The sequence below is a fragment of the Dokdonia sp. LLG6352-1 genome (assembly GCF_045055815.1).
Classification (GTDB): domain Bacteria; phylum Bacteroidota; class Bacteroidia; order Flavobacteriales; family Flavobacteriaceae; genus Dokdonia; species Dokdonia donghaensis.
The window spans coordinates 1612161-1635120 of record NZ_CP159329.1 but is presented as its reverse complement, the minus strand read 5'-3'; the positions used below and the strand labels follow the sequence as shown (position 1 = coordinate 1635120).

19 protein-coding genes are annotated in these 22960 nt (G+C 38.2%); 8 read left to right on the top strand and 11 right to left on the bottom strand.

Annotation, left to right across the window (positions count from 1 at the left end):
* The first annotated feature begins 44 nt into the window (after window positions 1-44).
* On the top strand, window positions 45-1187 hold the full coding sequence (locus ABVM49_RS07305; protein WP_405201345.1) for an acyl-CoA dehydrogenase: 1143 nt from the start codon (window positions 45-47) through the stop codon (window positions 1185-1187).
* A 64-nt stretch (window positions 1188-1251) separates the two neighbouring features.
* Here ABVM49_RS07305 and ABVM49_RS07300 read toward each other — a convergent pair whose 3' ends face one another.
* Genes ABVM49_RS07300 through ABVM49_RS07290 form a run of 3 tightly spaced genes read right to left on the bottom strand, consistent with a single transcriptional unit; the run spans window position 1252 to window position 5328 of the window.
* On the bottom strand, window positions 1252-2061 hold the full coding sequence (locus ABVM49_RS07300; protein WP_405201344.1) for a DNA/RNA non-specific endonuclease: 810 nt from the start codon (window positions 2059-2061) through the stop codon (window positions 1252-1254).
* Window positions 2062-2070: 9 nt separating this feature from the next.
* On the bottom strand, window positions 2071-3171 hold the full coding sequence (locus ABVM49_RS07295; RefSeq protein WP_405201343.1) for an ABC transporter permease: 1101 nt from the start codon (window positions 3169-3171) through the stop codon (window positions 2071-2073).
* A 3-nt stretch (window positions 3172-3174) separates the two neighbouring features.
* The gene (locus tag ABVM49_RS07290; RefSeq protein ID WP_405201342.1) at window positions 3175-5328 is read right to left on the bottom strand and encodes a carboxy terminal-processing peptidase; all 2154 of its coding nucleotides are present in this window, start codon (window positions 5326-5328) and stop codon (window positions 3175-3177) included.
* Window positions 5329-5475: 147 nt separating this feature from the next.
* Between ABVM49_RS07290 and surE the strand changes: the two genes are divergently transcribed.
* From surE to ABVM49_RS07265, 5 genes are all read left to right on the top strand, one after another.
* Window positions 5476-6249: a 5'/3'-nucleotidase SurE gene (gene surE / locus ABVM49_RS07285; protein ID WP_405201341.1), complete on the top strand. Its 774-nt coding sequence runs from the start codon at window positions 5476-5478 to the stop codon at window positions 6247-6249.
* 63 nt (window positions 6250-6312) lie between these two features.
* Complete coding sequence (locus ABVM49_RS07280; protein WP_035325485.1) at window positions 6313-6600, top strand: hypothetical protein; 288 nt, start codon at window positions 6313-6315, stop codon at window positions 6598-6600.
* Window positions 6600-7721 carry a lipid-A-disaccharide synthase gene (lpxB, locus tag ABVM49_RS07275; RefSeq protein ID WP_405201340.1) on the top strand — a complete coding sequence of 374 codons (1122 nt, stop codon included), beginning with the start codon at window positions 6600-6602 and terminating at the stop codon, window positions 7719-7721. Before ABVM49_RS07280 ends, lpxB begins: the two co-directional genes overlap by 1 nt.
* 29 nt (window positions 7722-7750) lie before the next feature.
* On the top strand, window positions 7751-8224 hold the full coding sequence (locus ABVM49_RS07270) for a C40 family peptidase (RefSeq protein ID WP_405201339.1): 474 nt from the start codon (window positions 7751-7753) through the stop codon (window positions 8222-8224).
* A 62-nt stretch (window positions 8225-8286) separates the two neighbouring features.
* Window positions 8287-10311, top strand: coding sequence for a ComEC/Rec2 family competence protein (locus tag ABVM49_RS07265; RefSeq protein WP_405201338.1), 2025 nt, complete (start codon window positions 8287-8289; stop codon window positions 10309-10311).
* Between the two features lie 5 nt (window positions 10312-10316).
* Here the strand turns inward: ABVM49_RS07265 and ABVM49_RS07260 are convergent, their stop codons facing one another.
* The 3 genes from ABVM49_RS07260 to ABVM49_RS07250 all read right to left on the bottom strand — a co-directional run bounded on the left by ABVM49_RS07260 (window position 10317) and on the right by ABVM49_RS07250 (window position 14787).
* Entirely contained in the window at window positions 10317-10856 is a 540-nt protein-coding gene (locus tag ABVM49_RS07260) for a thioredoxin family protein (protein WP_405201337.1), read from the bottom strand.
* Between the two features lie 110 nt (window positions 10857-10966).
* Window positions 10967-12556, bottom strand: a complete 1590-nt coding sequence (locus ABVM49_RS07255; protein WP_035325495.1) for a peptide MFS transporter — start codon at window positions 12554-12556, stop codon at window positions 10967-10969.
* Between the two features lie 41 nt (window positions 12557-12597).
* Window positions 12598-14787: a S9 family peptidase gene (locus ABVM49_RS07250; protein WP_405201336.1), complete on the bottom strand. Its 2190-nt coding sequence runs from the start codon at window positions 14785-14787 to the stop codon at window positions 12598-12600.
* Between the two features lie 174 nt (window positions 14788-14961).
* Between ABVM49_RS07250 and ABVM49_RS07245 the strand changes: the two genes are divergently transcribed.
* Both ABVM49_RS07245 and ABVM49_RS07240 read left to right on the top strand, forming a co-directional pair.
* Entirely contained in the window at window positions 14962-16275 is a 1314-nt protein-coding gene (locus ABVM49_RS07245; RefSeq protein WP_405201335.1) for a hydroxymethylglutaryl-CoA reductase, degradative, read from the top strand.
* A gap of 10 nt (window positions 16276-16285) precedes the next feature.
* Window positions 16286-17200, top strand: coding sequence for a GYDIA family GHMP kinase (locus ABVM49_RS07240; RefSeq protein WP_405201334.1), 915 nt, complete (start codon window positions 16286-16288; stop codon window positions 17198-17200).
* A gap of 85 nt (window positions 17201-17285) precedes the next feature.
* On the opposite strand, the gene ABVM49_RS07235 is transcribed toward ABVM49_RS07240, so the two are convergent.
* The 5 genes from ABVM49_RS07235 to ABVM49_RS07215 form a co-directional block, all read right to left on the bottom strand.
* Window positions 17286-19427 carry a peptidylprolyl isomerase gene (locus tag ABVM49_RS07235; RefSeq protein WP_405201333.1) on the bottom strand — a complete coding sequence of 714 codons (2142 nt, stop codon included), beginning with the start codon at window positions 19425-19427 and terminating at the stop codon, window positions 17286-17288.
* A 77-nt stretch (window positions 19428-19504) separates the two neighbouring features.
* On the bottom strand, window positions 19505-20803 hold the full coding sequence (locus tag ABVM49_RS07230) for a hemolysin family protein (protein ID WP_375252779.1): 1299 nt from the start codon (window positions 20801-20803) through the stop codon (window positions 19505-19507).
* On the bottom strand, window positions 20803-20997 hold the full coding sequence (locus tag ABVM49_RS07225) for a hypothetical protein (RefSeq protein ID WP_021778176.1): 195 nt from the start codon (window positions 20995-20997) through the stop codon (window positions 20803-20805). Before ABVM49_RS07225 ends, ABVM49_RS07230 begins: the two co-directional genes overlap by 1 nt.
* The gene (gene lptC / locus ABVM49_RS07220) at window positions 20994-21566 is read right to left on the bottom strand and encodes an LPS export ABC transporter periplasmic protein LptC (RefSeq protein ID WP_380034683.1); all 573 of its coding nucleotides are present in this window, start codon (window positions 21564-21566) and stop codon (window positions 20994-20996) included. The genes ABVM49_RS07225 and lptC overlap by 4 nt, the downstream gene beginning before the upstream one ends.
* A complete protein-coding gene (locus tag ABVM49_RS07215; RefSeq protein WP_405203642.1) occupies window positions 21566-22945 on the bottom strand; it encodes a tetratricopeptide repeat protein in 1380 nt (459 codons plus the stop codon). Before ABVM49_RS07215 ends, lptC begins: the two co-directional genes overlap by 1 nt.
* Window positions 22946-22960 lie beyond the last annotated feature (15 nt).

Here is a 22960-nt window from a genome sequence, read left to right as displayed (position 1 = left end):
TTTGTACAGATTTTTTACACAATCGTTAATATTTAGAATTGACTATGGATTTTAGCTTAACAGAAGAACACCTTATGATACGCGACGCTGCTCGCGATTTTGCACGTACAGAATTACTAGACGGAGTAATAGAAAGAGATAACATACAACAGTTTCCTGCAGAACTTGTAAAGAAAATGGGTGACCTAGGCTTTATGGGTATTATGGTTGATCCAAAATATGGAGGAAGTGGTATGGACGCAATTTCATATGTTCTTATTATGGAAGAGCTATCTAAGATAGATGCCTCTGCGTCTGTAATTGTTTCTGTAAATAACTCATTAGTTTGTTATGGTCTTGAAACTTATGGGTCTGAAGAGCAAAAACAAAAATACCTTACTAAGCTTGCTACAGGTGAGATGGTAGGTGCTTTTTGTCTTTCTGAGCCAGAAGCTGGATCTGATGCAACTTCACAAGCTACTACAGCAATAGATAAAGGAGATCACTACGTACTTAATGGTACAAAAAACTGGATTACAAATGGAGGACGCTCTGACGTGTATCTTGTAATCGCTCAAACTGACAGAGAAAAAGGTCACCGCGGTATCAACGCTTTCATAGTTGAGAAAGGGATGGAAGGTTTTGAAGTAGGACCTAAAGAAGACAAACTAGGTATACGTGGTAGTGACACGCACACATTACAGTTTAATGACGTAAAAGTACCTAAGAAAAATAGAATAGGTGAAGATGGATTTGGTTTCAAATTTGCAATGAAAACACTTTCTGGAGGACGCATAGGTATTGCCGCACAAGCACTTGGTATTGCTTCTGGAGCATACGAGCTTGCTCTTAAATATTCAAAAGAGCGTAAAGCCTTTGGTACAGAGATTTGTAACCACCAAGCTATCGCTTTTAAACTTGCAGATATGTATGTAGAGATAGAAGCTGCACGTCACCTGGTGATGAAAGCCGCTTGGGATAAAGATCAAGGTAACAACTATGATCAATCTAGCGCTATGGCAAAACTTTATGCATCAAAGGTTGCAATGGAGCAAACAGTAGAAGCTGTACAAATACACGGCGGTAACGGTTTTGTAAAAGAATACCACGTAGAGCGATTAATGCGTGACGCAAAAATCACTCAGATATATGAAGGAACTAGTGAGATTCAAAAAATTGTAATCTCTAGAAGTCTTATAAAAGGATAATTACTTATCTCTTTATAAATAAAAAAAGCGGCACTAGGCCGCTTTTTTTTATTTCATACTTTAGTTATCTAAGCTTCCAGCCCTTAGTACTCGTGCTAGCTTCTAGCCTATCTTCTACACTATCTTCAAGTTCTGGAAAGAAGTCTATGCCAGTAAGCTTTTCTATCTGATCTACAGAGGTGACAAATGTTTTAAGAGACTTATTTGATGCTTTGTGATTCATTAAAAAGGCAATCATTTTTGCTTTTCCGCCAGATTGATCATAAACAATTTTATAAAAGGATTCTGGCACGGTAACTCCTTCTGTGCCTATGGCACCCATTTTATCTTTTAGCACACCACCTGTCACTACATAAACTCCATCATACTTCTTTGCCCAGTAACGCACTTGCTGCTCAAGTTCATTCCAGATACCCGCATTAAAATCGTGCCTTTGGGGGCTAATATTACTTGTCAAAAAAGTTTCTTCATAGGCCACTTTACTAAACTCCCTATCACCTGCTGGGCACAAATGCCCACGATCATATCCAGATTTTTTATAATTACGCCAGTGTGCAGACTCCGTCTCCACCTGAGGATCTACTTCAAAATAAGGACGTTTAAAATCATTATTTACAATGTGGCTTTTTTTAAGTTCGTAGGCCACCCATTCTGCTTGTTCATCTCTCTCACTATAACTGAGCGAGTAATAATTATGGTGGACAACCTGCCCCGTAGTAGATGTAGGTAAAAAGTAGGTGTTTGTAGTTGCCTTAGGCTGTCTGCCCTGCTCTATCATAGGAGCATCTACAGCCTTGTTTGCATAATTTTCAAATGCATACCAAGCGAGTGTAAAAACAATAACTAGTAACGGATAGGTGTATTTTCTTTTCATTAATAAAATCTAATTTTTTACATCCAGTGCGTCCCTTAGAGCATTACCTACCAGCATAAACGCCATTACAAGCAACATTATCGAAATACCTGGGATGATGGCAAGATACGGCTTCCCAAGGATGATATAACTATAGTGATCTTTAATCATAGCTCCCCAGCTGGGTGTAGGTGGTTGTGCTCCTATACCTAAAAAACTCAATCCGCTTTCTATAAGGATGGCCCCTGCAAAGTTTGCTGCCGAAATCACTATGAGCGGCGCTATAACGTTAGGTAAAATATGCTTTACAATAATACGCCCATCTGTATACCCTAGTGCTCTTGCTGCTGTAACATATTGCATTTGTTTTACCCCCATTACCTGCCCTCGCACAACACGAGCCACCTCAACCCACATTGTAAGCCCTACAGCGATAAAAACTTGCCAGTACCCCTTACCTAGCGCAAGAGTAATTGCAATAACAAGAAGCAAGGTTGGGATAGACCAGGTCACATTAATAATCCACATAATTGCGGCATCTACTTTTCCGCCAAAATAACCTGCTAGCGATCCCATAAAAAGACCTATAATAAGTGATATAAAAACCGCTACAAATCCTATAGAAAAAGATATTCTCGCACCTATGAGCATCCTACTCAAAAGATCTCGGCCGTACTTATCGGTACCTAGTATAAATGTACGTGGGGATATGTACGCTTTCGCGAAAGCGTTATAATCTTCAACCCCATTTATAGTGATTTTTTTTGGTAAACCCACCACTCCATCACTCATATACGGGGTGTATGTGATACCATCGATTTCTAGATTATAAGTGGTTATGGGTATTTCTGTATCTGAATTAATCTTGCCCGAAAACCATCTAGAAATAAATGACTGCTCCACCTTTAAGTCACTTGGGATAGTGAGTACATCTACCGTAAAGCCGGGCGTTTGTGAGTGGATAGAGAGGTGCATCTGGTTTGCATTTTCACTACTATCTGGAGCGATCACATAAGCAAATAAAGCAGCTAGACCGCACAATATGATATACACCAAACTCAAAACGCCCCAAAAATTTCTTTTAAATTTTTGGAGCGCTAGGCTTGTTAATGAATTTGCTCTTTGCGACATTTATTAATCCTTAATGGTCACAAGCTTATCTTTTCTAATATTGTTGATTTTTAAATCATTAAGCACATTAAGTGCCTCTTCTACATAAGCGTCTTTTGCTAAATTTTTGTGCCAGCGCTCACGCTTTTCTTGAAGAATAGTGTCTTTTTCAAAAAGTTGCTGCTCATACGGTAGTGACTCATAAGTGAGCTTTGTATCGTAATCATCTATGGCATCAAACTTTTTTGCAAATGCCTCACTTTTTGCTAGTCTTGCTTTGTATTTATCATAGTTGAGCGACCACTCTTTATCATCGCGACGTTCTTTAATCCACTTTGCATACTCATCTACTAGCTGCAAGTGCTCGCTCTTAGACATACGCTCGTTACTGTTTTCGATAGTTTGCTCAAAGTCTACATAACCATCCCACACATCATAATCTGCAGCTTTTATTTTATCCCAAGGAAGTGGATTTTCTTGATCACGCTCGCCTATATCTACATATGTAAAACGATCTGGAACAACTACGTCACTCTTTACTCCTTCTAGCTGTGTTGACCCTCCATTTACTCTATAGAATTTTTGAGTTGTAAGTTTAAGAGCCCCTAGATCTCCATAAGGATTTTTACGCAGGTAAGAATTGAGGTCTGCTAAGTTTTGCACAGTCCCTTTGCCGTAGGTCTGTTTCCCTCCTATAATAATGGCTCTTTTATAATCTTGCATTGCTGCAGCAAGTATCTCACTGGCAGATGCAGATATCTCGTTTACTAAAATCACAAGGGGTCCATCCCACAACACAGAAGAGTCTCTATCTTCTAGCACCTCTGGTTGATCACCATTAGAAGCTACTTGTACAATAGGTCCATCTTTTATAAACAAGCCGGCAATATCTACCACAGTTTTAAGCGATCCTCCACCATTGTTTCTAAGATCGATAACTAGTCCTTCTACTCCCTCTTTTTTGAGACGTTCTATCTCCTTCTTTACATCACTTGCAGCATTTTTTTCTTTGTAATCATCCATTGTAAAGTAAAACTTAGGCAGGTTTACAATACCGTATTTTTTACCATCTTTTACCACCTCTGCAGACTTTGCATAGGTTTCTTCTAGCTCTACAATATCACGTTCTATAGTAATCTCTTTTGTACTACCGTCTAACTTAGTCTTTACTGTAAGAATAACTTTAGTTCCTTTAGGGCCTTTTATAAACTCTATCGCATCTTGAAGACGCATACCTACAATACTTAAGGCATCTTTCTCATCTTCTTGACGAACTTTCATAATAATATCTCCCTCACGCAGCTCATCGCCTCTCCAGGCTGGACCACCAGAAATAATATCTGTGATACGTACTTCGCCTCCCTTCTTTTGAAGTCTAGCGCCTATCCCTTGAAACTGACCACTCATTTGTGTATCAAAACGATCTTTTGCCACTGGTGCAAAATAATAAGTATGAGGATCAAACTCTTCTACTATAGCATTTAAGAATACTGCAAACCAATCTTTACGCTCAAGCTCTAAGGTAAATTCAAAAAACTCTTTTGTATTATCTGCAACCTCTTCTCGTGCTTTTACCTCAAGCTCTTCATTAGTAAGAATCTCTTTTGGCTCACCTGCTTCTTTATCATCTTCCTCTTCGTCTACCTTTTCTTGGTCTTCTCTTAAATCATAGTAAGAGCTAAGCACATTAAGCTTAAGTTGCTGTCTCCATCTGTTTTTAAGCTCTTTTTTATTTTTTGCAAAAGGTTGCTTTTCATACTCTGTATTGAGAATTTCTTCCTTTTCAAAGTCAAAAGGTTTTTTAAGTAGCTCCTCTTGAATTTTATTTGCCTCCTCGGTACGTTCTATAAGACGATTGTAAGTAAGATCAAAAAATGATAAATCTTTATCTCTTATCGCATCATCTATTTGAGTTTTATACTTTTCAAACTCTTCTATATCCTTTTTGTAGAAAAAACGACGATATGGATCTAGCGCGTCTATGTAATCATCAAAGACATTTGCAGAAAACTCATCGTTTATATCTTTTGCGTCATAATGACCTCGCTCAAGCAAGTAAGCAATAAGGTCTAGCAATGTTTTATCTTTATCTGGATCGTCAAACGACTTTGTCGTAAAACTGCAACTCGCAACTGAAAACAGTAGTACCAGTGCGATTAATTTTAAATTCCTCTTCATAAAATTCAGTATTTTCATGTAACTAGCAATGTACATTAAAAATTGTGCCACAAAAAGAGCGGTGGTCGTAATCTTTTGTTAAACCCCTCTAGCGCTCATATTAATGTACAATTTACGTATTTTCGTGTATAGAACACAACTCCTGCTATGAACAATAAACCACTTATACTTATTACTAATGATGATGGCATCACAGCACCGGGTATACGCAACCTTATAGAGGTTATGCTCAATATAGGTGATGTTGTTGTAGTTGCTCCAGACAGCCCACAAAGCGGTATGGGTCACGCCATTACCATAAACGATACTCTCTACTGCGACCCAGTAAAACTAGATCCAGATGCTACGCACAAAGAATACACTTGTTCTGGAACTCCCGCAGATTGTGTAAAACTTGCAAACCAGCAAATTCTCACCCGCAAACCAGACATTTGTGTAAGCGGCATTAATCACGGAAGTAACTCAAGTATTAATGTTATATACAGCGGCACGATGAGCGCGGCAGTAGAGGCGGGTGTAGAAGGCATCCCAGCAATAGGGTTTTCGCTTTTAGATTACAGTCACGATGCAGATTTTGAACCTGCAAAAAAATATGTAGAACGCATCACAAAACAAGTTCTCAAAAACGGCTTACCTAAAGGTATCGTACTAAATGTAAATATCCCAAAATTACCTGCAGATAAAATTAAGGGCACCAAAGTGTGTCGCCAGGCAAAGGCACAGTGGGTCGAAGATTTTGACAAGCGCACAAACCCTATGGGAAGAGACTATTACTGGCTTACAGGAGAGTTTGTAAATCAAGACAAAGGTGAAGACACAGATGAGTGGGCATTATCACAAGGTTATGTTTCTATCGTACCCGTACAGTTTGATCTTACTGCACATCACTTTATTCAAGAACTTAATGAGTGGGAAGGATAGTAATTACGCTTTCGCGAAAGCGCATCTATTCCCTTTAAAACTTTTCGCGAAAGCGGAAAAATTATGAAAAAAGATATTCTCATAGGCATAATTATAGGACTACTAGCAAACACCATAGGCGTTCTTATTTTTTCCTTTTACATAGGCACAACACAAGACCGCACACTCACAAACGTATTACAAACCGCCCTAGCAGAGGGAAGACTTGGTAAAATAATCGCTATAGGTGCTGTTCTTAATCTAGTAGCATTTTTTGGACTACTTAGACAAGGGCAAGATGCGCGAGCAAGAGGAGTACTCCTTATGACCATCGCTATGGCTTTTGTGACAATGATATTAATGTTTAGTTAATGAAGTATTACATTCTTGCCGGTGAGGCTAGCGGAGATTTGCACGGTTCAAATCTTATGAAAGCCTTGTATAAACAAGATCCTGAGGCAGAGATACGCTTCTGGGGTGGTGATCTTATGCAAGAGGTTGGCGGTACTCTAGTCACACATTATAAAGAAAGAGCGTTTATGGGCTTTATGGAGGTGATTACCAACCTCCGTAAAATTAGTGGACTTATAAAAGAATGTAAAAGAGACATTGCTCGTTTTGAGCCAGATGCTCTTATTCTTATAGATAACAGCGGTTTTAACCTACGCATAGCAGCGTGGGCACATCCACTAGGTGTCACTACACATTATTATATAAGCCCTCAAGTGTGGGCATCACGATCTGGTCGTGTAAAAAAAATTAAGGCCTGTGTAGATCATATGTATGTCATTTTACCATTTGTAAAAAATTTTTATGACACGTATGATTATGATGTAAACTTTGTAGGACACCCACTACTTGATGCTGTGGCAAACAGAGAGCAAGCAGATGCTGTGGCATTTGCACAAGAGCATAATCTTGATGAACGCCCTATGATTGCCCTACTTCCCGGTAGCCGCACACAAGAAATTAACGCGATGCTGGAGGTGATGCTTAGTGTTATACCTAACTATCCAGACTATCAATTTGTGATTGCAGGCGCGCCTAGCCAAGAAGCCTCTTTTTACGAGTCATTTTTAAAAAATCACGATGTACAACTCGTGATGAATAAAACCTATGACATACTAAGCTTTGCAAACGCTGCACTTATCACTTCTGGCACCGCGACACTTGAGGCTGCTATCTTTAAAGTGCCGCAAGTGGTTTGTTATAAGGCAAATACGGTTTCATATAGTATTGCAAAACGTATTATAAAAACCAAATACATCTCACTTGTAAATCTTATTATGGACAGAGAAGTCGTAAAAGAACTTATACAAGGAGACCTTAACACAAAAAACCTCAAGCACGAGCTAGACAAGATTACAAACGACACGTATAGAGAGCAACTATTTACAGACTATTTTGAACTAGAGAAAAAACTGGGTGGTGCTGGTGCTAGTGATAAAACTGCAAAACTTATTGTAGATATCACAAATAACGAAAACAACTAACAAAATCACTCCAAATCTCATAGCTCCTTATGAAACACTTTTTTGCCGCATTATCTCTACTACTATTACTTACCTCTTGCGGTAGCTCAAAAAGAACCGCTGTAAAAGAAATTAGTACCACAAAAACAGAACGCATTATAAAGCAGGCGCAAGCATTTTCTGGTACTCGCTATAAATTTGGTGGGACTACGCGCAAGGGTATGGATTGCTCTGGTCTTATATATGTTGCTTTTCAAAAAGAAAACATTGTCTTACCTAGAGTGTCAAGAGATATGGCACAACGAGGCAAACCCATAAAAAATAAAGATATTGATAAAGGTGACCTCTTATTTTTTAGAACTTCAAAAAGTAGTAAACGTATAAACCACGTAGGCCTAGTAACAAAGGTAGATGGCGATGACATCTATTTTATACACGCCACAACCTCAAAAGGAGTACTTACCTCAAATCTTAATGAGCGTTACTGGAATCGTGCTTATGTAATGGCGAGACGTGTTCTGTAAAACATAATTTACTATCTTTCAGACAATTAATACTTGTAAAAAGCGAGTATTTATAGTTATCTGTGAGAAAAGTAAATATTCCTATTTTAACGCTACTCATATCTATCACATTAGGTATAGTACTGTATGACTACATTAAGATCCAAGCTATTACAGTTTGGATTTGCTCAATACTCTTATCCCTTACTGGAGTTTTACTTAATACATTTAGCCGTAAAAAAATCATAGGCTCAGCACTCTTTATGTGCTGTACTTCTGCAATATTTATCACCATAGGCTATCTATCCAGAACTTATACTGATGATACCCTCTCGCAGAATCATTATACACATATCAACACAGAAGGCTCACACACGCTATTTGTTAAAATAAATAGGGAATTAAAACCTACGTTGTATCAACATAAGTATCTAGTAGATCTCAAAGCCATAGATAGCACTATTACTACTGGTAAATTACTTCTCAACATTTATAAAGACTCTGCAACCATATTACCAAAAACTGGAGAATGGTGGTATGCAAGAACTGCTCTGTTGCCCGTACCCCATCCCAAAAATCCGTATCAGTTTGATTATGGTGCTTATCTCAATAAGCAAGAAATATACAGACAGGTTTCTGCAAAGCCTCAAGAGATGTTGCGCGCTACTAAGGAAACGTATGATGTTAGTGTGTGGGCAACACGCTTTCGCGAAAGCGTAAAAAAGTCCCTTCACAACCAATCTTTTACACCAAGACAACTTGCAGTCATTGAAGCGCTCGTACTGGGCCAAAGACAGGGTATAGATAAAGAGATGAGTTCTCAGTATGCCGCAGCAGGTATGATGCACATACTCGCCGTATCTGGACTGCACGTAGGTGTAATTTTACTTATTCTAAGATTCTTATTTGGTTTTATAAAATGGCGGCAACTGCAATGGGTAAAATCACTACTCATTATCTCACTCATCTGGAGCTTTGCCATTATTACTGGCTTATTTCCATCTGTGCTAAGAGCTGCAACTATGTTTAGCTTTCTTGAGGTAGGTGAGCTTCTGGGCGGAAAAAGAAAGTCGCAAGATGCAGTACTAGCTTCTGCTATCTTCTTACTTCTACTTGACCCGCTGCTTATATATCAGGTGGGATTTCAGCTCAGTTATCTAGCTGTGATAGCGATTTTATGGGTGCAACCTTGGCTTGCCAGTTTCTGGTCTCCAGAGGTGTTTATATTAAGAAAACTACGGGACGTGGTATCTGTGACTATTGCAGCACAACTAGGTGTAATGCCACTTAGTCTCTTTTACTTTCATCAGTTTCCTGGGTTATTTATTATTTCTAATGTTTTAATTATTCCGTTTTTAGGTCTCATACTAGGCGGTGGCTTACTTGTATGTTTTCTGAGCGTCACAGACCTTCTACCAGAGTTTATAACACAAACTTATGGAGGTATTATAGATGTAATGAATAATTATATAGCTTGGGTGGCAAGACAAGAAGATTTTGTAGCTAGACATATAAGTATGTCTGCAACACTTATGATACTCGTTTATACGTTTATGATTACTACACTCCTTTTGTGTATAAAATATTCAAAACGCAGACTTATTGTTGCTAGCCTAGCAACCATAATTTTGACAGGTTTTATCGTGTTAGAAAATAATCAGCCTGCTTCTCAACACCTGGCAATACTTAATAGAAGCGCTTCAACAACCCTTACTCAACTACAAGAAAAGCAACTTACGGTGTTTAATAATGACTCCCTATATCTCACCCACACAGATAGTAGAGTAAAGGCATATCAAGATGCTCACAAAATAGATACTGTTGTGCAGAAATCTTACGGAAATTATTTTCGCTTTAAGCGAAAAGAAATACTTATTGTAGATAGTTTAGGTATATACAATCTTGAGCAGGCTAGTCCAGATTATGTAATACTGACGCACTCGCCAAAAGTTAATATGAGTAGACTTATCGAGCGATACCCTAACTGTACAATTGTTGCAGACGGGTCTAATTATCACAGTTATGTATCCCGATGGAAAGCCACTTGTACAAAACAAAAATTCCCTTTCCATAGCACGTATGAAAAGGGAGCTTTTATAATAGATTGAGTAAATTATTTAGACCAAGTGTACACGAAGTCTTCTTGATATTTTGCCCATTTTTCTTGAGTTGTGAGCGTCTTATAGTCGTCATTACTCACCATCTTTACATAAATCTCAAGACGTCTAGGGGTATGGTATCCCACAATAGGCTGTATGTAATTACCCTGCTCATCAAAAAACACCATTGTAGGGTATCCTCTTAGTTTTAAAGCTGCTGCTAGCTCGTGCTGGCTATTACGCCCTTTTCTATTTGGATCGTGCCTTGGGTTTGTATATACGTTACCTAGATAATTAATTTCTTCAGTACCCTCTGCGTTAAACTTTACTGCGTAGTAGTTCTCGCTTATAAAAGCGGCCACATCTGGATTTGCAAATGTATTTTTATCAAGCATTTTACAAGGGCCACACCAAGTAGTGTAGACATCCATAAAAATCTTTTTAGGCTCTTCCTTTTGTGCAGCAAGGGCTTCATCCATCGTCATCCAGTTGATTTCTTGAGCACTTATAGATGTTGTAGTTATAAGAAGCAGGAGATATAGTATTTTATTCATTGTGTTTATTTAATTATTAAGTCTGTCTAATTACTAGATTCTTACAGACAAAAAACGTTCCACAATATAGGGAACGTTTTTCTTTATTCATATTATGTACGATTATACCATTATCGTATACCGTGCATCATTCTGATAAGTGTTTTATTTAATAACAACATTACTACACCTGCTCCTGCTGGTATCACTGTAAATATTAAAAAGAATGTTGCCATACCGTGCTCCTCAACAATAGGATCTATATAACTACCCGTTATACCCGCAGCTGTATTTGCAATAAAGTTTGCTACAAACCAGATCCCGAACATAAGTCCTACTAGTTTTGCTGGCGCGAGTTTACTCACATAAGATAATCCTACAGGAGATACACATAACTCACCTAGCGTATGAAAAAGGTATGCTAGTACTAAAAATACCATACTTACAGAAGCTGTCTTTGCTCCTAATGGAATACCCATAGACCCAAAAGAAAGAATACCAAAACCAAGACCTAATAAAATAAGACCTATAGCAAACTTTACAGGTCCACTAGGATTGTATTTACTCTTCCATATTTTTGAAAATAATGGTGCAAAAGCAATGATAAAGAATGAGTTTAAGATACCAAACCAAGAAGCTGGAACCTCTGGAGCATCATCTGCAAACTGGCGAGATAACATCCAGATTACAATACCCCATATTACTACAAAACCTAATCCTAAAATGATATTAGACAATGCATACTTACCATATGTTTGTTTAAATAACATACCTAGTACCCAGGTAATAATAATCATAGGTACAACGGTGAGAAGCGTGTTTATTATTTTAAAGGTCATACCACTACTTCCTTCTAGCACTCTATCTGTATAGTCTGCTGCAAAGATGGTCATAGATCCTCCTGCCTGCTCAAATGCCCACCAGAAGAAAATTGTAAAGAATGCAAGTACACTAATCACGATAAGTCGATCACGAGTTACCTTAGACTTCTCTGCATCATCTATAACACTATCTATAGCTTCTGCAGCGTTTTCTACGCTATCTTCTATAACATCATCAAGCTCGTCTGCTTTTGCTGGCTTAGAACCTATTTTACCAAAAATACCTTGAGCAAAATAGAATTGTAACATCCCTACAAGCATAAAGATACCTGCAAGACCAAAACCATAGTGCCATCCTACAGACTCACCTATGTAACCACATAATAAAATACCTAAGAAAGCTCCAGAGTTAATACCCATATAGAATATGGTATATCCCGCATCTTTTTCTTTTCCTTGGTCTTTATAAAGCTGTCCCACCATAGAAGAAATATTTGGCTTAAACATACCATTACCTACTATAAGTAACACAAGTCCTGCATAGAAGAAAATATCTGAGCTTATCTCAAAAGCCATAGATGCGTGTCCTAGTGTCATTAAAAATGCACCTATGATAACGGCTTTTCTATACCCCGTAATTTTATCGGCTATTAACCCTCCAAAGATTGGTGTTACATAAACTAGCCCTGTGTAGAAAGCGTATAATTGTAATGCCTCTGCACGCTCCCATCCCCAGCCGCCATCAAGTACTGCCGAAACTAAAAATAAAACAAGTAATGCGCGCATTCCGTAATAAGAAAAACGCTCCCACATCTCTGTAAAGAAGAGTACAAAAAGACCAGAAGGATGTCCTAAAACAGTCTTTTGATTGGTTTCAGAACCACCGAATTTATATTCCATATTGTAATTAATTATTTAGTGCTAATATAAGTCGTTTATATCTAAAGTTTTTCTTTGATAAAATCTGTCATCATTGTAAATAGGTGTAAACGTGTGTTACCTCCGTAAATACCGTGATTTTTATCTGGATAATTAAAGTAATCAAACTGCTTGTTTGCCTGTACTAGTGATTCTACAAGGCGCGTTGCGTTTTGCACGTGCACATTATCATCTGCACTACCGTGCACTAGTAGAAAGTCTCCCTCTAGCTTACTCACGTGACTCATAGGTGAGTTATTATCATAGCCACTTGCGTTTTCTTGTGGGGTTTGCATATAACGCTCTGTGTATATAGTATCATAAAATCTCCACGATGTTACCGGTGCAACAGCTATAGCCATCTCAAAGGTATCTGCTCCTTGAAAAAGACAATTTGAGGCCATAAAACCTCCATAACTCCATCCCCAGATACCTGTACGATCTTCATCTATGTAAGCACGCTTGCTCAACTCTTTTGCTGCAGCAATCTGATCTTGTACTTCGTACTTACCTAGTTCTTTTTGAGTTACTTTTTTAAAGTCACGCCCTTTTAATCCGGTCCCTCTTGGATCTACACAAACTACAATGTAGTCGTTTTGTGCTAGCATATGAAACCAGTAATCGTTAGACGTATCCCACTTATTTGCCACACTCTGTGATCCTGGCCCAGAATATTGTGTCATAAACATAGGGTACTTTTTAGATGGATCAAAATCTGTAGGCTTAATCATATAAGCATTAAGCGATTCTCCATTTACATCTATCTCAAAAAATTCTTTTGGAGAGATATCATAACCCGCATATAAATCTTTTAAGGCTTGATTATCTTTTATAACGCGTATTTGCTTTCCATCTTTTGCGCTGTTTAGTGTAAAGCGGTAAGGTGTTGTTGTATTTGAGTACGTATGTATAAAGTTGCTGTAGTTTGCGCTAAAGTCTGCACTGTTAGTCCCTTCTTTATCTGCAAGGGCTTGCTTCTTTTTACCATTAAGACCTATAGCATACACACCACGGTTAATAGAACCATTTTCTGAGCTTTGGTAAAAAATACGTTTTGTACCTGCGTCATAACCATAATAACCTGTCACTTCCCAGTTACCAGAAGTTACTTGATTTTTTAAAGACCCATCTGCATTATGGTGATAGATGTGATTCCACCCATCTTTTTCGCTTGTCCAGATAAAGCTATTGTCATCTAGAAAAGTAAGGTTATCTGTCACATCTACATATGCTTTATCTGTTTCTAGTACGGCAAGTGTAGTCTGGTAGGTACTCGCATTAAAAAGCGAAAGCTTTAAAGTATCTTGATGACGATTAAGTGTTTGTAGAGAAAGTACATTAGGATCTTTTGACCAAGAGATGCGTGGTATGTAGTACCCAGCGTTATCACGTAGATTAATTTCTACATCTTTTGCTTTACGACTATTACCCGTGTCTAGGTTATGCAAGCGTAGGCTCACTTTTGCATTAGGCTCTCCAGCTTTTGGGTATTTAAAAACAGTCTGTGTCTGGTATAATTTATTACCATATACATCCATAGAGAATTCTGGAACTTCACTCTCATCAAAACGTATGTAAGCAATTTTCTTACTATCTGCACTCCAGTCAAAGGCGCGCACAAAGCCAAATTCTTCTTCATACACCCAGTCTGTAATTCCATTTATGATGCTGTTCTTCTTTCCGTCTGTAGTGAGCTGTTGTGTTGCCCCAGAGGCAATATCAAAAACAAAGAGGTTATTATCCTTTCCATAAGCGATTTTCTTTCCGTCTGGTGAAAATGTTGGCTCTTGAATAAGATCGTCAGATACTTTAGTCAGCTTTCGCGAAAGCGTATTCCACACATAATATTCTCCCAGCGTAGATCTTCTAAAGATAGATTGCAATTTTGTAGCCAGTAGCACCTGCTGCTCATCATCACTAAACTCATAACTTATAAAGTAATCAAGCCCGTCTATATCTGCACTACTTACAGCTGTACGCACTTTCTTGCCCGTATCATAGCTGTAAATATCTACACTACCTGTGCGGGTTGCCCTATCAAAGTTTTGTACAGCATACTCTTGACCATTTGCCATAGAGTGTATAGACTGTAGTCGCTCTGCTCTAAAAGTTCCATTTTTCCAAATATCTTCAAGGCTTATTTGTTTTTTTTGCGCAGTTGCGCTCTGGATTGCAAGAAGAAATACAGCAATCAAAAAGGTATGTAATCTCATATATTTTTACCAATTGTGTAAAGTATTTCAATTTTACTAAAAATAAGGCAGAAAACCCTGCTTTTTGCTGTTAAAAACCTTCAAAATGTTAAGAACTAACACCGCTATAATCACGCATTAGACTTAGGTTAACCACATTCTCATTATCTTTATCACTTTCTAAAAAACTGCTTAATGACAAAGGCGATATCTGGTTTTTCTAAACTATCAAAAACTGAGAAGATTACGTGGCTTACCACAAACTTCTTTAACAATTCTGAGACAGCAACCCAGACTTTAACTTCATACTGGAACACAGATGCAAAGCTCCAGCAACTGCACGATGAGTTTATAGAAAATACCATCACAAATTACTACCTGCCGCTGGGAGTAGCGCCTAATTTTACCATAAACGACACCATCTACACTATCCCGATGGCTATAGAAGAAAGCTCTGTAGTAGCTGCGGCAAGTAAAGCTGGTAAATTCTGGCAAGAGAGAGGCGGTTTTAAAACCACCGTTCTAGGCACCACTAAGGTAGGACAGGTACACTTTACTTATGATGGTGATAAAGAAGACTTACAACAGTACTTTGATAAAATCACACCAAAGCTCTATGAAGATGTAGAAGAGATTACGGTTAATATGAAAAAACGTGGTGGCGGCATAAAAAACATCGCCCTGCGAGATAAAACAGCCGCTGTAGATGACTACTACCAGCTGCACTGCACCTTTGAGACGCTAGATGCAATGGGCGCAAACTTTATAAACAGCTGTTTGGAGCAATTTGCAACCACTTTTAAAGAAGGGTTTGAGGCAGAAGCCCGCTTTCGCGAAAGCGGAAACACGTTAGATATCATTATGTCCATTTTATCTAACTATGTTCCAGATTGTCTTGTACGTGCAGAGGTAAGTTGCCCTATAGATCAACTCACCGAAAAAAATATAGACGGCGAGACCTTTGCCAAAAAATTTGTCCAAGCAGTTACCATTGCCGAAGAAGAACCTTATCGAGCTGTTACTCACAACAAAGGAATAATGAACGGTATAGATGCCGTAATACTTGCTACTGGAAATGACTTTAGAGCGGTGGAAGCAGGTGTGCACGCATATGCAGCAAGAGATGGGCAATACAGAAGTCTCACGCACGCAAGTATCAAGGATGGCATTTTTACCTTCTGGATGGAGATACCACTAGCACTAGGTACCGTAGGAGGTCTCACAAAACTACACCCACTAGTAAAGTGGAGTATGGAGCTACTAGGAAACCCATCTGCAAAGGAACTTATGCAAATTGTTGCCGTCGCCGGTCTAGCTCAAAACTTTGCTGCACTTAAGTCGCTCACCACAACTGGCATACAGCAAGGGCATATGAAAATGCACCTTATGAATATTTTAAACCAGATGAATGCGACTCCAGATGAGAAGCAACAAACGGTAAATCACTTTAAATCAAACACCGTTACTCATAGCGCAGTTGTCACTTTTATAGACGGGCTACGCTCATAAATCTCGTTTTTTGAAACACCACTATTACAGTCACGGCAAACTATTACTCACCTCAGAATATCTTGTTCTAGATGGGGCACAAGCACTAGCGCTACCTACAAAAAAGGGACAGCATCTAGATATAAAGCCCATAAATCAAGAAGCAATCATCTGGCGTAGTTATTTAAGCACTGGAGAGCTGTGGTTAGATTATAAGTTTGGCTTTCCCTTAGATAGTAATGATGGAAGAGAAGATGCTATTTACGAGCGCCTTTTAAGCATTTTACAAGCTGCACAAAAACTCAACAGCTCATTTTTAAATACGCAACAAGGTTATGAGATCGAGAGTACACTGGAGTTTCAAAAAGACTGGGGGCTAGGCTCCTCTTCTACTCTACTCGCAAACATTGCCAGATGGGCCTCTGTAGACCCTTACAAGCTACTTGATATGACCTTTGGCGGTAGTGGATATGATATCGCTTGCGCCACAAAAGAGAGCGCTCTCATCTATCAAAAAACCAGCACGACACCTATAGTCACACCCGTGACATACAGCCCGCCTTTTAAGGACGAACTTTACTTTGTTTATCTCAATAAGAAACAAAACAGTAGAGAGAGCATAAAACATTATAGGAGTCTTGATCAAGCAGCACTAACTGAGGAGAAGGCTAGATTTTCTAGGTTTACTCAAGACCTTTTGAGTTGTAAATCTATTTTGGCTTTTGAAAAATTACTTTCAGAACACGAAGATAATTTGTCTCGCATTCTTAAAACACCCAAGATAAAAACACAACTTTTTGCAGATTATCCTCGCGCTATAAAAAGCTTAGGAGGCTGGGGCGGTGACTTTGTTTTGGCAGTAGGAACAGCTTCTCAAATGGACTATTTTAGAAACAAAGGGTATGACACTATCGTGCCTTATAAAGAAATGATACTGGGAGAATAACGCTTTCGCGAAAGCGTAAACACGCACCAAAAAAAAAGGCTCGAACAATTATTGTTCGAGCCTTTTTTACTTGAAATACAATCTACTAGTAGAATGTAGCTCTGTTATCTTCAATATCTGCAGCTTCTTTAAGAGCGTTAAGCACTTTTGTACTTACAGCTGCTCTGGATTTTTGAGCCTGCTGACCTGCAAAAGCAGCGTAGTTCTCTAAGCCTGGTGCTTCAGAGACTTTTACAACCTCTATTACATATACTCCTCTTGATCCTTCTATAGGTGAAGACACTTCTCCTTCTTTTAATCCGAAAGCTGCTCCTACAACTTTAGGCTCGTTTCCTGCTCCAGCGATAGTAGGCGCATTCATAGATACGGCACCAGCTGTTTTTACAGTTGTTCCTTGAGATTGTGCGATTTCGGAAAGTGTTGATCCAGAAATCTTATTTTTAATGATTTCTGCTTTCTTCATATTACGTATGATAGGCGTCACTTGTAGTGACACATCTTCTACTCTCTCTGTACCTGCTGGCGTTCTACGTGTAACCTGAGCTACTATGTATCCATCATTTGTAGCAAAACGCTTGATATCTCCTACATTAGTATCCTCTTCAAAAGCCCATTGTACAACAGTTCTCTGTGCTCCTTCTCCAGGTAACGTTTCATCCATAGCACGTATACGTTGTACTGGACGTACTGCATAACCATTTTCTTTTGCTACAGTTTGAAAATTTCCTTCGGCTGCAGCAAGTTCAAACTTTTGAGTTGTGTTGTAAATATTAGAAATCGTTTTATCTGAAGGTAATATTTCCTTCACTACAGTTGCCACCTTAATTACATCTTGTACGCTCTTTTGATCTACAATATTAATTACGTGGTAACCAAAGTTAGTTTCTGCAATGCCTATTGTTCCTTCATTATTGTCTACAATAAAGTCTCTGTATCCGGCTGCAAATAGATTTGGGTTTTGATAATCTAGATCTCCACCGTTATCACTATTAGACTTATCTGTAGAAAACTCTTTTGCAAGATCTTCAAACTTGTTTTTGTTTCTTTTTAAAACAGAAAGTAAGCTATCTGCAAGTTTCTTTGCATCTTCTTTAGATCTCGTCGCAGAAGAAGGGATAGGTCCTCTAGCCGTATTTGTAACAGCTCCTTGAAAATCTATAAGGATATGACTTGTCTTTACAGAGTCTGGCATTTTTCTCACGTCTACAACACGAGAAAGGTTCATATATCTACCGTCTTTATAAGGACCGTAAACTCCACCTTTACCTAAGGCAAAAAGTGTATCTGCATTAGTAGAAGGTAAATCTTTCTTAAAGAACCAACGATCTACAAATGGCACATCTGAGTTATCTATAAGAAAATCTTCTATCTCTTCTGTCTTATCAAATCCAGCAAAAGTTTCTGTTACTCCTGTTGCACCATTACGAGCTGTATACTCATTTCTTAATTTTGAAAGCTCTGCTTTAAGCGCATTCTCATCTTCTAGAGAAGCTTCTTCAACAAATTTTACAAAACGTATAGAACGTGTTTCCTCTGTTTGAAATTCATCTTTATGATCATTTACATACTCTTGAATTTCATCTTTACTTACTGGAGCTTCCTCGTCTGGTACAGATGTGTACAACATTTGTACATACTGTATATCTACCGTATTATTATCAAGCTTATAAGCTACCTCTCCATCCTTAAGAGTAGCTCCTACACCAGCTCTTACTAGATTATAGTAAATCTCTTGCTTTTCTTGATTTCTTAAGCTTTCTTCAAAAACTAACCAAGACTGGTAATCACCAGGGTTCTGACTATCTTTTAAAGTAGCAATAAACTCTTGCATTTTTGCCTCGCTAAAGAACCCGTCTGCATCTTGAAAACGCACATCATTTTGAAGTGCTTGCTTAAGTAACTCTTGTGTGCGGTCTTTACCCACTTGTATACCTAACTCTTCATACTGCTCCTCAAGAAGTACTCTGTTTACTTCTTGCTCCCATACAGCGTTTACGGCTCTAGTAGTAGAACTATTTGCTCCTGCTCTACGCGTTTGTGCCTCTACCTTTGTGGCAAAGTCTTCACGATCCAAGTTTACACCGTTTATAGATGCAACACGGTTTTGCTTATCTGCATTAAAACCTCCACTATCTAAAATAGATGAGAAGATAAATGCAAACAGTGCAAGTGCGATAATAATGATCAAGAAGATACTCTTGCTACGTATTTTATTTAAAATTGCCATTGTATGTTGTTTATGCTATAATAGTGGGCGAAAATACCATTATTATAGCATAATAAAAAATAAAAAAACAAGGCAATTTACTCTTTAGAAGTACGGACTTCTAATAGCTCAATTTTTGTATTTGAAGTCTCTAAGATGTGAAAGATTATTCCCGCTATCTCAATGGTCTCTCCTTCTTCTGGAATTTCTTCAGTATGGCTTACCACAAGGCCTCCTAGGGTTTCATAGTTCTCACTTTCTGGAAGATCAAGTTTGTAAGTCTCATTAAGGTAGTCTACCTCGTGCCTAGCAGAGAGCTTATACACAAACTCACTTAACTGTTCTTCTACAAGTGCTACTGTATCGTGCTCATCCTCTATCTCGCCAAAAAGTTCTTCTACGATATCCTCTACAGTCATCATACCACTTGTCCCGCCATACTCGTCTATAACTACACAAATGCTCTTGCGTTTTTTTGTAAGCACATTGAGCACATCTTTTACCAGCATAGTCTCCGGCACATAGACTACCGGCATCAAAACACTACTTATAGTTTTAGGTCTTTTAAAGAGCTCAAAAGAGTGCACGTAACCTATTATATCATCTATTGTGTCTTTATAAACTAATATTTTAGAAAGCCCCGTCTCTATAAAAATCTTGTTTATTGCAGCAGGTGTAGTGCGCTCATCTACAGCTACAATCTCTGTACGTGGCAACATTACTTCTCTCGACTTTACCTCAGAAAACTCTAGTGCATTTTGAAAAATCTGTATTTCTGTATCTACCTCATCAGAGTCATTTACAGATTCCATTTGCTCAGATATATAATTTCCTAGTTCCACTTTCGTGAAAGCTAACTGCACCTCATCTCCATCTGTCTTAAACAAGTATTTAAGAACGAGGTCTGATATCCAAATAATAAATGCGCTTAGCACATAAAATAAGAGGTAAAAGAAATAAGCAGGTATTGCAAAAAACTTAAGAAGCTTATTTGCATAAATCTGAAAGAAAACTTTTGGTAAAAATTCGGCTGTGATTAAAATCACTAGTGTAGAAATAATCGTCTGACTGAGCAGGCTAAATTCTTGCACGAAGGTATTGAGCCACGTTAAACTTTCGCCGAAAGGCATATTCTCCAGCCACCCTTGTAAGAGTGCTCCCATAAAATAACCATATACAACCAAGGCAATATTATTACCCAGTAGCATTGTTGCTATAAACTTGGAAGGTTTTGCAGTAAGTTTTTTGAGAACAATAGAGAGAAAATCATTTTGTTTCTTCTCTATTTCAATATGTATTTTATTTGCCGACACATATGCAATCTCCATTCCTGAAAAAAACGCAGAAAGTATGAGCGAACAGCATATGGTTATAATCTGTACTTCAAAACTTCCCATTAGGAGTTTTTCCTGTTTTCAAACTTCTTACGAAAATGACGTCTAAAGAAGTACATCCCCACACTCACAGCAAAGAAAAATAAGAACAGGTATGCTCTAGAGCGATCTTCACCCCAAAGTGATACTGTTTTATAACCTGCAAGCACGGCAACTATTATGTATACATACTCTGTGTATTTTGCATATCGCATCATAAGTCTTCAGTATTTTCTTTTACGTATTGTTTTGCTACGTTGTTTAAAGATACAAAATTTGTAAAGTCTTCATTTGAGTCAAAGAGGTCTCCGTCGTTACGAGAGCCATCTTTAAGAATAAGCGTGTACGGCTGGTCTGTAAAAATCCAACTATTAGATTGATCCCAGTACAGCTGTTGTGCTTTTAAAGTTATAGAGTCGTGGGTAAATAACACCACGTTATCTTGCAAATCTATAAGGTTTGTGCCTTTATAGCGTATGGCATAGTTTGAAGTAATTAAATTCTCCTTGCCATCTTCACTTATAAAAGTGACTTCTATGCCATCTGGAAACTCCTCATAAGGAAAGGAGGCATTAGCATAATTTTTTATGTAAGGTGTTTTTAAATGCGCAGTGACTTTACCAGAATCTACATACTTAAGATTGATACCCCTACCTTCTGTAACAGGACCATCAGACTTCATACTTAACCTGCGTATATCATCTGCTTTACTATCACAACTTAAAAACAAAGTCACGGCAAATGCCGTGACTAAGATTTTTAATATATTTCTATGTAATAGTGACATTAGTTATTTGGAACTCTTACACTTGATCCAATCCAACATCCTATCTTGATAGTTTGACCAGCTTTTCCAGATGTAAATACATCTGCAGTACTTGGAGCTAATGCTCTATAACTTGCTGCTGTCTTGTTTGCAGTACCAGCTAGTGATGGACTTACACGCCCAGCTCTTTGTGCTGTACTAGCAGCTAACCAGTATACGGCTCTCTTATCAAAAGTGGTCTGACCACAGTTATTTGCACTTGCTGCATACATTGCTGCAATTCTCAAGTAAACAATACCGTAAGATGGATCTTCACTAAGCGCTTTGTTATAAAGACCTCTTGCTTTACCGTAGCTACCACTCTTTCTTGCTTTTTCTGCAAGTCTGTAATAAGCGTTTGCTCTTTCTTTTGGATCTGTTTCAAGATCGATAGCTTCTTGGTAATATCTTGCCTCTGCAGCAGAGTCTCCTCTGTTTCCAGCTAAGATACCTAAGTACTTTGCAGATTTTGCAGAAGGCTCAAGTCTGTGAAGGTTTTCAACCATTTGCTTAAATAAATCTGTATCTGTACAATCTTTACTTGCAAGACGTCCTGCAGCTTTCTTGATCCACTCCTTATCATTCTTCATAGAATCAAAATCCTTCTGATAAAGTGGCACAAGGTTCTCACAATTACCTAACTCTCCAAGAGCTCCATCTGTACTTCCTCCAAAGATTCCGAAAGCCTTAAGGTTTGTTTCATATCCTTTTACTCTACGCTTTTCTTTTGCGCTAAGTGCAGTACCAGATTCTTCTTTTTCTACTAGCTTCTGTAATTTTGAATCTAGTGCAGTTGCTTCTTTATTAAGCTTTGCTTGTGTATCATCGTATAGATCAAAAACCTCTTGAAGTTCTACCTGCTGTCCATTTTTGTAAAGATCTACTGCTAGCTTAAAACGAGTGTAGATATTTTTTGCACTTGTAATAGACTTTGCATCCATATTAAATGCATTTTGAAAGGCATCAAATTGTGCTTTTGGCGTTCCAAGTTTGTTATCAAACATTATTTGCGCCTGTGCTGCTGCATTCTTTCCTTTTGGAGTTTTTGAAGGGAAGTATTGCTCTCTCTTCTTTAAAAACTCAATAAGCTTTTGTGCTACGGCTCCTTTTTCGGCAGCGCTTGCAGCTTTCAGATCTGCTTTAAGTAAACGCTCTCCGTACTGGTATAAAGCTAGCGAATAGTTAGGGCAGTCTTTTTGAAGTTTTTCAAAAGGTGCTCTCGCAGCCTCGTAATTTTTCACTTTTGCAGCTTCTACAAATATAGAACCCGTCGTAAGGCACTCCTCACTTATTTGTGCATTTGCTGTAAATCCGCCAGCTATGACGAGCGCTACAAAAAATGTGGTTAATCTAGTTTTCATAATGTTAGGTTTTAC

What these genes read in the sequence shown, in the direction of transcription:
- ABVM49_RS07305 (WP_405201345.1), top strand. Translation starts at nt 45, where the DNA reads ATGGATTTTAGCTTAACAGAAGAACACCTTATGATACGCGACGCTGCT.
- ABVM49_RS07300 (WP_405201344.1), bottom strand. Translation starts at nt 2,061, where the DNA reads ATGAAAAGAAAATACACCTATCCGTTACTAGTTATTGTTTTTACACTC.
- ABVM49_RS07295 (WP_405201343.1), bottom strand. Translation starts at nt 3,171, where the DNA reads ATGTCGCAAAGAGCAAATTCATTAACAAGCCTAGCGCTCCAAAAATTT.
- ABVM49_RS07290 (WP_405201342.1), bottom strand. Translation starts at nt 5,328, where the DNA reads ATGAAGAGGAATTTAAAATTAATCGCACTGGTACTACTGTTTTCAGTT.
- surE (WP_405201341.1), top strand. Translation starts at nt 5,476, where the DNA reads ATGAACAATAAACCACTTATACTTATTACTAATGATGATGGCATCACA.
- ABVM49_RS07280 (WP_035325485.1), top strand. Translation starts at nt 6,313, where the DNA reads ATGAAAAAAGATATTCTCATAGGCATAATTATAGGACTACTAGCAAAC.
- lpxB (WP_405201340.1), top strand. Translation starts at nt 6,600, where the DNA reads ATGAAGTATTACATTCTTGCCGGTGAGGCTAGCGGAGATTTGCACGGT.
- ABVM49_RS07270 (WP_405201339.1), top strand. Translation starts at nt 7,751, where the DNA reads ATGAAACACTTTTTTGCCGCATTATCTCTACTACTATTACTTACCTCT.
- ABVM49_RS07260 (WP_405201337.1), bottom strand. Translation starts at nt 10,856, where the DNA reads ATGAATAAAATACTATATCTCCTGCTTCTTATAACTACAACATCTATA.
- ABVM49_RS07255 (WP_035325495.1), bottom strand. Translation starts at nt 12,556, where the DNA reads ATGGAATATAAATTCGGTGGTTCTGAAACCAATCAAAAGACTGTTTTA.
- ABVM49_RS07250 (WP_405201336.1), bottom strand. Translation starts at nt 14,787, where the DNA reads ATGAGATTACATACCTTTTTGATTGCTGTATTTCTTCTTGCAATCCAG.
- ABVM49_RS07245 (WP_405201335.1), top strand. Translation starts at nt 14,962, where the DNA reads ATGACAAAGGCGATATCTGGTTTTTCTAAACTATCAAAAACTGAGAAG.
- ABVM49_RS07235 (WP_405201333.1), bottom strand. Translation starts at nt 19,427, where the DNA reads ATGGCAATTTTAAATAAAATACGTAGCAAGAGTATCTTCTTGATCATT.
- ABVM49_RS07230 (WP_375252779.1), bottom strand. Translation starts at nt 20,803, where the DNA reads ATGGGAAGTTTTGAAGTACAGATTATAACCATATGCTGTTCGCTCATA.
- ABVM49_RS07225 (WP_021778176.1), bottom strand. Translation starts at nt 20,997, where the DNA reads ATGATGCGATATGCAAAATACACAGAGTATGTATACATAATAGTTGCC.
- lptC (WP_380034683.1), bottom strand. Translation starts at nt 21,566, where the DNA reads ATGTCACTATTACATAGAAATATATTAAAAATCTTAGTCACGGCATTT.
- ABVM49_RS07215 (WP_405203642.1), bottom strand. Translation starts at nt 22,945, where the DNA reads ATGAAAACTAGATTAACCACATTTTTTGTAGCGCTCGTCATAGCTGGC.